Raw genomic sequence first — 7,305 nt, 5'->3', positions numbered from 1 at the left:
GGCAACTGCCCACCAACACCCGGACCACCAGCACCCGGCGGCATCATCGGCGGAACCATCGGCGGAACACCCGGCACCGCCGGCACATCCGGCACACCAGGAACCTCCGGCACGTCTGGCACACCAGGGACCTCCGGCACCACCGGCAGCTCCGGAACAGCCGGCGCGTCCGGCGCGCCGGGCGCGTCCGGCGCACCCGGTCCCGACGAACCCGGAGCTTCGGGAACCGCCGGCATTTCCGGTGCCAGCGGCGGCGCAGGGACGTCCGGCAGGTCCGGCGAGGCCGGCGCATCAGGAATCACCGGGGGCTGGACAGCACCGCCGGAATCCGGTGAATCCGTTTCCGGCGGCTGGCTGGTCCCGCCGTTCGCAGGAGGCGGGGCAACGACCGGGGGAACGACGGGTGGCGCTGCGACCGGCGGCGGAACGACCGGTGGGGGTGTGACCGGTGGCGGAACGACACCACCGGAGGGCTGGTCGACGCCGGACCCGTCGGTGGGTGGACTGTCGAAGCCCGGCAGGCCGCCGACCGGGGCGGGAGTGACGATGGGCGGCGCGGGAGCGAGGTCTGGTGGTACCGGCACCGTGGAGTTGTGGGAGTTCGGCGGTGGCACCACCTGCGGGGGCGGGAGCCCCCCGTCCGGGTCGGGCGGACCCTGCGCAGGCGGCGGAGTGCCCGGGGGCGCCACCGCCGGTGGCGGCACCACACCCGGCGGCGCCACCTGGGGAGGCGGCGTGACATCCGGCGGCGGAATCGTCGGGGGAGGCGTCACCTCGGGAGGCCCGCCTGCCGATGGCGGCGTCACATCCGGCGGCGGAATCGTCGGCGGAGGCGTCACCTCCGGAGGCCCGTTCGTTGGTGGCGGCGTCACATCCGGCGGCGGGATCGTCGGCGGAGGCGTCACCTCCGGAGGCCCGTTCGTTGGTGGCGGCGTCACATCCGGCGGCGGGATCGTCGGGGGCGGCGGCGTCGTCAGGGGCGGCGGCGTGGTCAGGGGAGGCGGCGTCGTCAACTGCGGTGTGGTCGGCATCGTCGGCTCCGGGATGTCCGGCTCGCCGGTCCCGCCCGGTGGAGCCACCGCGTCGTACGTGAAGTTGTACTGGTCGGCCAGGGTGCCGACGACCTGCGCCATCTGCCGGGCCATCGGCTTCTCGAACGCGGTACCGCTGATCGGCACCAGCTTTCCGCTGGTGCCGACCCCGCTCTCCCTCGCGATGGTCGCCCAGTCATAGTCGAGCTTCTTGATCGCGTACTGGGCCCAGGCCAGGTAGTTGGCGCTGTTGAGCAGTTGGTGAGGCACCGAGTTGATGTGGTTGGTGCCGGCCACACCGGCGATGCGCTCCGCCTGGCTGCCCAGCCAGTCAGCGAAGTACTGCATCTTGGCCAGGAACGCGTCGGCGGCGGCCCCCTGCCAGGCGCGCTCCGGGCCGGCGATGGCCTCGGCCTGGCGGCGGATGAAGTCCTCCAGCCAGATCAACGTCTCCTGGGCATTGTAGAACGCCGTCGAGGCGTCCATCACCGACTGCGCGCTGACCAGCCTCGCGGCTTCGGCCCGGCCCTCCTCGGTCTCCAGGGCCGCACCACCGTCCACCGATGCGAGCAGCTTGCGCCAGCCGCGCTCCTCCTCAGCCCACTGCTGGTAGTCGAGGAGGTTCGAGGTGTCGATGACCGCGGGCCGGAAGGTCGCCTCCTCCTCCACCCCCCTCCTCCAGGGGTCGTTCTCTTCTTTCTCGTTGTCCCCCACGCCCGCCTCTATTCCGTCCTACTCACGATCAACCAACAATCGGGCAGCTCGCGGGTACTACTGGTCTCCGCCGGTATTGGTGCTGCTACTGGCCCCGTACTCGGAAAGACCTTCGATCTTGCCCCACGCGGACCCCATCTGCTCCCGCAGGGAACTGGCGGTCATGTCGTTGAATTCCTCGGCGTTGTCGTAACCGTCCGCGATCTGGAGAAGGCCCTCCTTGACCGCGACCAGCGCCCCATGGGTGGCCAGCAGCACCCCCATGACGTCACCGCGCAGACCCGCGTCGTCCGCGCTGACACCCTCGATCCGTTGGCGCAGCACCTCCGCCTTGGCGAAGCCACCGGGCAGCATGTTCAGCTCGGCCAACTGGTTCCGCACCGTCAGGAGGATGTTCGTACCGTCCGTGAGCCCGACGACCCGGTCGACCTGGTTGGCCATGTGACGCAGGGCCTCGGTGCTGACCGACAGTTCGTGGTTGGGATTGTCCCCACCCGAGTATTCGCTGTCCTCAGGGTGGTCGACGGTCGTTTCGAGTTCGTATTTCGGGTCGTCCTCGTTGTAACCGTCGACACCGACCTGATCGTCCAGAGTGTTCGGGACGATGGTGTCCCACTGGTCGACGACCTCGGCCTCGAACCAGTCGATGAGCGCCCGCTCCTCCTCGTCCCACATGGGGACCGTGACCGGAAGCTGTCCGCCGGTCCCCGAGACCGGCGTGAAGTCGACCCACCAGTACTGCTGGATGACCGACCGCGCCCAGCCGACCTCTTGTCCGTGTTCCTGGTCGTACTCCGACAGGATCCCGAGCGCATCCAGCGCTTCGATGTTCGGGTGGCTGTAGTCGATGCCCATCAGATCGTCTCCGTTGTCGGGGCCCCGCACTCAAGGAAGGAAAGCGGCTGCCGCGCCGACACGCGACACGGCAGCCGAGGTACGCCGACTCACCCGCCGCGGACGTCGTTCCAGATCATCGCGTGGCGATGTTCGGTCGTTCCGTAGTTGTCGGAGATCTGGTACAGCGTGGCCCGTGCGCGGTCCAGATGCACCGTCATCTGATCCGCCGACTGGTTCCACACCGCCTTTGACGCGTAGTACTGCTGCTGCGCGGCACCGGTCCATTCGGCGAGGCTCGCCTCGACCGTCTGCTCCATCTGCGCGAGAGCGGACTTGATGCGCACATTGATCTGGTTCATGTCGTGGAGGACGGCGTCAGCCTGCTGGAAGTTGAACGAGTAGTTCGACATGTCGGTCCTTTCTCAGGGCGCTGGTCGCCGCTCAGACGCCGGGCAGTGCGGAGCCGAAGGACGAGGCGGTGCTGGCCGCCGTGTCCTCGGCGTCCCGGTAGCCCGTCGTGGTGACACCCATGACGTCGAGCATCGCGATCAATTCGTTGATCACCTTGCCGAAGGCGGCCTCCCAGCTGTCCATCGCCTGGTTGAAGTTCGCCGAGGCCTGGCCGGTCCAGGAGGCCTGCAGGACCCCCATCTGGCCGTTCACCGCCTGCAGCGAACCGGTGAACTCGGTCGCCTTGTCCGAGAACTCCTGGGCAGCACGCCGCATGCCCTCCTCGGTCGTCTGCACCTGGGGCATCGTCATGGTGGAACTCCTCACGTCCGGTACCGCCGGTCACGTCGCCTCGCGGGCGGCTGGCCCATCCCGGGCCGACAGGAGTCTTTCCCGACCGGGAGCGCCGGCGACAGCGACGAACCGTGGTGATGCACGAAAGTCGGACAGGACTGCACTCACTCGCTCTCCCGCAACGGTCGCCGCGCAGATACCCGGGAAGACCTGCTGCCCGTTCCTGCCCCATCAGCGGGGTCGGACTTCCGCCGGCCCGGCATCGGCCCCTTCACTGGGAGGCCGATACGGAGGGAGGCAGACAGTGGACGCCAATGCGCGTATCGAGAGCCTGTTCGAGGAGTACCAGCGGCAGCGCAACAGCCTGACCGAGATGCAGCAGCGGATGCGGGCGCTCTCGGGTACCGCCACGTCACCCCGGCGCGAGGTGACGGTCAGCGTCGGGCAGAGCGGGGTACTGACCGACATCCGGTTCCCGACCTCGGCGTACAAGCGGATGACCCCCTCGGACCTGAGCGAGGTCATCCTGGCCACCTACACCGGCGCGAAGGAATCCGTGCTGGCGCAGGCCGCCGAGGTGCTCGCCCCGATGCTTCCGGCCGGAATGGACGCTCGCGCACTGGTCGACGGGACCGCCGGCACCGACGCCTACCTGCCGGCCGAGCCGCGCATCGCCACCAGCGTCCGCGAGATCCTGGGTATGCGCCAGGCCCCGCGATGACCCACCGCGGCCGGCTCTACGTCGACCCCGAGGGCGTCGTCTCGACCGGCAGGAACTACGGCGAGCACGTCCACATCTACGACGGTCACCTGACCGAGACGGAGGACCTGCGCCTTCGGTACGCCGACGCCTGGGGCGACGACGAGATGGGCTCGGCCTTCTCGACCAGGTTCCTGGCGGGCATGGATCATCTGGACGGGCTGGTCGGCGGGGTGCGGGGTCGGCTGGCGTACACCTCGGAAGGGCTCGTCCAGTTCGGTCACGCCTACCAGGTGGCAGACGAAGACGCCGCTGACGTGAGCCACCGGATGCTCGCCGACTTCGGCGCGCCGGCCGAGCCTCCCCTGGATCAGGCCAGGACCCCGCTACAGCCGACACGGGCCCTGGCGGTGCACGCCGAGCCGGACGACGGCACCGGGCCGCCGCCGTCGGACACCCTCCGCAGGCTGGAGCCGACCCGCAGCAGCATCCTCCTGGAGGCCGCGCCGGTCGGCGTACCCGCAGAGGCCACGCCGGCCGGCGTACCCGCGGAGGCCACGCCGGCCGAGGCCGTGTCGTCCGAGCTCACGACGTTCCAGCGCAGCGAGAGAGCGTTGCCGTCGGAGCCGGCTATCCCGGCCACGTCCACGTCGCTCAGTTTCCCGGCCGCCCACGTGAACGGCGGGCCGGTACCTTCCGGGCAGCACCTGGTGGCGTTCAACCCGACCGCGGACGGGATGGTCCGGATCGACGGCAACCTGTACGACGCCGTGGTGCCCGTCGCCGGCACGTCGGTCACCCAGCCCGACGGCCAGCCGGTCGACCCGACGGGACGGCTGTTCTTCCTCGTCAGGGACGCTCCCCCCGTCGACCCGGCAGCGCCCGGATACCGGCCGCTCGTGCTGACCTACGGGCCGGATGGTGGCCTGCTCCCACCGAGTGCCGCCAGCTGACCGGTACCCGGCATGCCCGACTTCCACATCCCCAACGACCCCGAATGGCAGTGGGCATACGACCTCATCCTCTTCGGCGTCGGTGAGGAGTTCCCCAAGGCTGACCCGACCGCGCTGCGGGCGATGGGCGAGGATCTGTACAGATTCTCCAGCCACCTGTTGAACGGCTTGGGAGGGACCGCCAACCTGGGCAACTCGTTGGGCAGCCACCTGAACGGACCGGCCGCCGACGCGTTCTCCGGGTTCCAGGGAGACATCACCAGGAGTGTCCCGGACGGCGCACAGGTGGCCCTCCAACTGGGCCACGCCGCATACCAGTTCGCCCTCGACTCGGAGAACACCCAGTACAACATCGTCATCGCGGCCTTCACCCAGGTCGTCGAGATCGCCATCGCTCTGGCCAGCGGATTCGGCGCCGCCGCCGTACCCGCCCTGGTCAAGATCGGCCAGGAGATCGTACGCGCACTGATCAATTTCCTGCGCCTCCGGCTCCAGAACCAGTTGCTGCACCTCGTCTGGGAGGGCGTCCAGGAGGGCCTTGAGGAGGTGTGGCAGTCCGCGGCCGCGGACCTCATGCAGATCGCCGAGGGCAACCGGAAGGAGATCAACTACCAGAACCTGCTGATGGCCTTCGCCGGAGGCTTCTTCATCGGTCTCGGCGTGAGTGGCACGCACTGGATCGCGGGCAAGGCGTACCCGAAAATCAACAAGGACGTGTACAGCCGGGAGACGCTCTCCGCGTTCTCCGAGACCCTCTTCGAGGGACTCTTCACCATGATGGTGGGCGGTGGAGGCTTCAACCCCTTCGCCACGTTCACCTCGTCGATCATCGGCGGCATGGCGCACCACTACGCGGAGGTGTTCGGTAAACAGTTCGGTCCGAAGGTCGGTCCGAACGACCTCCGCCCACCTCCGACGCTGGACTCCCACGACCGCGACCCGAACGCCTCCCCGCAGCCGCCGGCCCAGGGCCCTCCGGTACCCGTGGACGAGAAAGGCCCGACCCCGCAGAACTCCGACACCCCCTCCCCCACACCGATCGCCCCACCGCCGGTCGCCCCCACACCACCACCCGCCCCACCACCCGTCGCGCCGGTTCCCACCGCACCGGATCCCGGCGGACCAGCGTCCACCGAGGCTCCCGCCGGGGCCGACGGCCCCGCGCCGGCCCCGGGCGTCGTGGCGGGCAACCCGATGCCGGCCACCACCGGGCCGGCCCCAGCCGACGCGACAGCACCCCGGCCCGCGGCATCGGACCCGCCGGCGACCGACGCCGTAGCCACGCCGAGCGACGCACCGCCATCACCAGTCCCCGTCGCCGGCACCCCGCCCGGAACACCGATCACCCCCACCACACCCGCCCCTCCACCACCGTCCCCCGTCACCGGCACACCGATCACCCCTGCCGGATCCCCACCGGCCGGCACCGCCACGCCCACCCCCGAAACCGCCACCCCCGGCACCGCCACGCCCACCCCCGGCACCGCCACGCCCACCCCCGGCACCGCCGGGCTACCCGGTGCCACGCCGCAGGCACCCCCGGCCGCCAGCGGCGTCGACGCGACGGCCGACCCCGGTCAGACCGGTTCTGGTACGCCCGCACTCCCCGGGGCGTCCACCCCGCCGACGGCACCGGCCGGCCCCGCTGAGACAGGAGTCCCGGACGCCCCTGGCGGTGTCCCGGTCGGTGCCGGTTCACCCGCTCCAACCGGCGGTGTGGTCACCCCGCCGGCCGCGACCGGTGCCAGCGCATCGGGCGGCGACGCAGCCCAGACGGCTTCTCCCGGTGCACCAGCCCCGACGAACCCGGTGGATACGCCGGCCGGCGTACCGGCGGCTCCACCTCCAATGTCCGGTACGGCTCCGAACTCCCCTCCGACGGCCGCACCGCCGGACACCACCGCAGGGCCTCCCGCCGACGGCACGACCCGACCGGCTGAGGGGACGGCGGCCACGCCTTCCTCATCTGGTACGCCTCCGATCACACCGCCCGTGGCCGCGGGGACGCCCGATTCGACTGACGGACCGGACAACACGGGTCTGTCCCCCGTCCGGCCGGCCCCGGGGACAGGAACGGCTCCGGCCGTCCTCCACCCACCGGCGGCCGGTGGCCTGCCCGGCCTGGCCCCTCCCTCCCCCGCCGCGAACGCCCAGGTGCCCGCCCCGGTGCCGCCCGCATCCGCAACACCCGCAACCGGCATCAACGGCAACACGCCAACCAACAACACCGCCAGCCCAACCACCCCGCCAACCAACAACACCGCCAGCCCAACCACCCCGCCAACCAACAACACCGCCAGCCCAACCACCCCGCCAACCAACAACA

The 7,305-nt window shown here is 70.5% G+C and carries 5 protein-coding genes and 2 pseudogenes; 3 read left to right on the top strand and 4 right to left on the bottom strand.

What is annotated here, in order from left to right:
• The 4 genes and pseudogenes from C569_RS33500 to C569_RS0129210 form a co-directional block, all read right to left on the bottom strand.
• A pseudogene (locus tag C569_RS33500) lies at nucleotides 1-1,700 on the bottom strand (hypothetical protein); the annotation flags it as partial.
• A 102-nt stretch (nucleotides 1,701-1,802) separates the two neighbouring features.
• On the bottom strand, nucleotides 1,803-2,600 hold the full coding sequence (locus tag C569_RS0129220; protein WP_018789244.1) for a hypothetical protein: 798 nt from the start codon (nucleotides 2,598-2,600) through the stop codon (nucleotides 1,803-1,805).
• A gap of 89 nt (nucleotides 2,601-2,689) precedes the next feature.
• Nucleotides 2,690-2,992 carry a WXG100 family type VII secretion target gene (locus C569_RS0129215; protein ID WP_018789243.1) on the bottom strand — a complete coding sequence of 101 codons (303 nt, stop codon included), beginning with the start codon at nucleotides 2,990-2,992 and terminating at the stop codon, nucleotides 2,690-2,692.
• Nucleotides 2,993-3,023: 31 nt separating this feature from the next.
• Nucleotides 3,024-3,344: a WXG100 family type VII secretion target gene (locus C569_RS0129210; protein WP_018789242.1), complete on the bottom strand. Its 321-nt coding sequence runs from the start codon at nucleotides 3,342-3,344 to the stop codon at nucleotides 3,024-3,026.
• Nucleotides 3,345-3,630: 286 nt separating this feature from the next.
• On the opposite strand from C569_RS0129210, the gene C569_RS0129205 reads away from it, so the two are divergent.
• The 3 genes and pseudogenes from C569_RS0129205 to C569_RS33495 all read left to right on the top strand — a co-directional run.
• Nucleotides 3,631-4,047, top strand: a complete 417-nt coding sequence (locus C569_RS0129205) for a YbaB/EbfC family nucleoid-associated protein (protein ID WP_018789241.1) — start codon at nucleotides 3,631-3,633, stop codon at nucleotides 4,045-4,047.
• Entirely contained in the window at nucleotides 4,044-4,979 is a 936-nt protein-coding gene (locus tag C569_RS0129200) for a hypothetical protein (RefSeq protein WP_018789240.1), read from the top strand. The genes C569_RS0129205 and C569_RS0129200 overlap by 4 nt, the downstream gene beginning before the upstream one ends.
• 12 nt (nucleotides 4,980-4,991) lie before the next feature.
• A pseudogene (locus C569_RS33495) lies at nucleotides 4,992-7,305 on the top strand (sugar-binding protein); the annotation flags it as partial.

Source organism: Micromonospora sp. CNB394, from assembly GCF_000374985.1.
GTDB lineage: Bacteria > Actinomycetota > Actinomycetes > Mycobacteriales > Micromonosporaceae > Micromonospora > Micromonospora marina.
Note: the sequence above shows the minus strand (reverse complement) of the source record. Positions and strands in the feature narration are given on the sequence as shown.

Coding starts and splice junctions, on each gene's coding strand:
- C569_RS0129220 (WP_018789244.1), bottom strand. CDS start 2,600: ATGGGCATCGACTACAGCCACCCGAACATCGAAGCGCTGGATGCGCTC.
- C569_RS0129215 (WP_018789243.1), bottom strand. CDS start 2,992: ATGTCGAACTACTCGTTCAACTTCCAGCAGGCTGACGCCGTCCTCCAC.
- C569_RS0129210 (WP_018789242.1), bottom strand. CDS start 3,344: ATGACGATGCCCCAGGTGCAGACGACCGAGGAGGGCATGCGGCGTGCT.
- C569_RS0129200 (WP_018789240.1), top strand. CDS start 4,044: ATGACCCACCGCGGCCGGCTCTACGTCGACCCCGAGGGCGTCGTCTCG.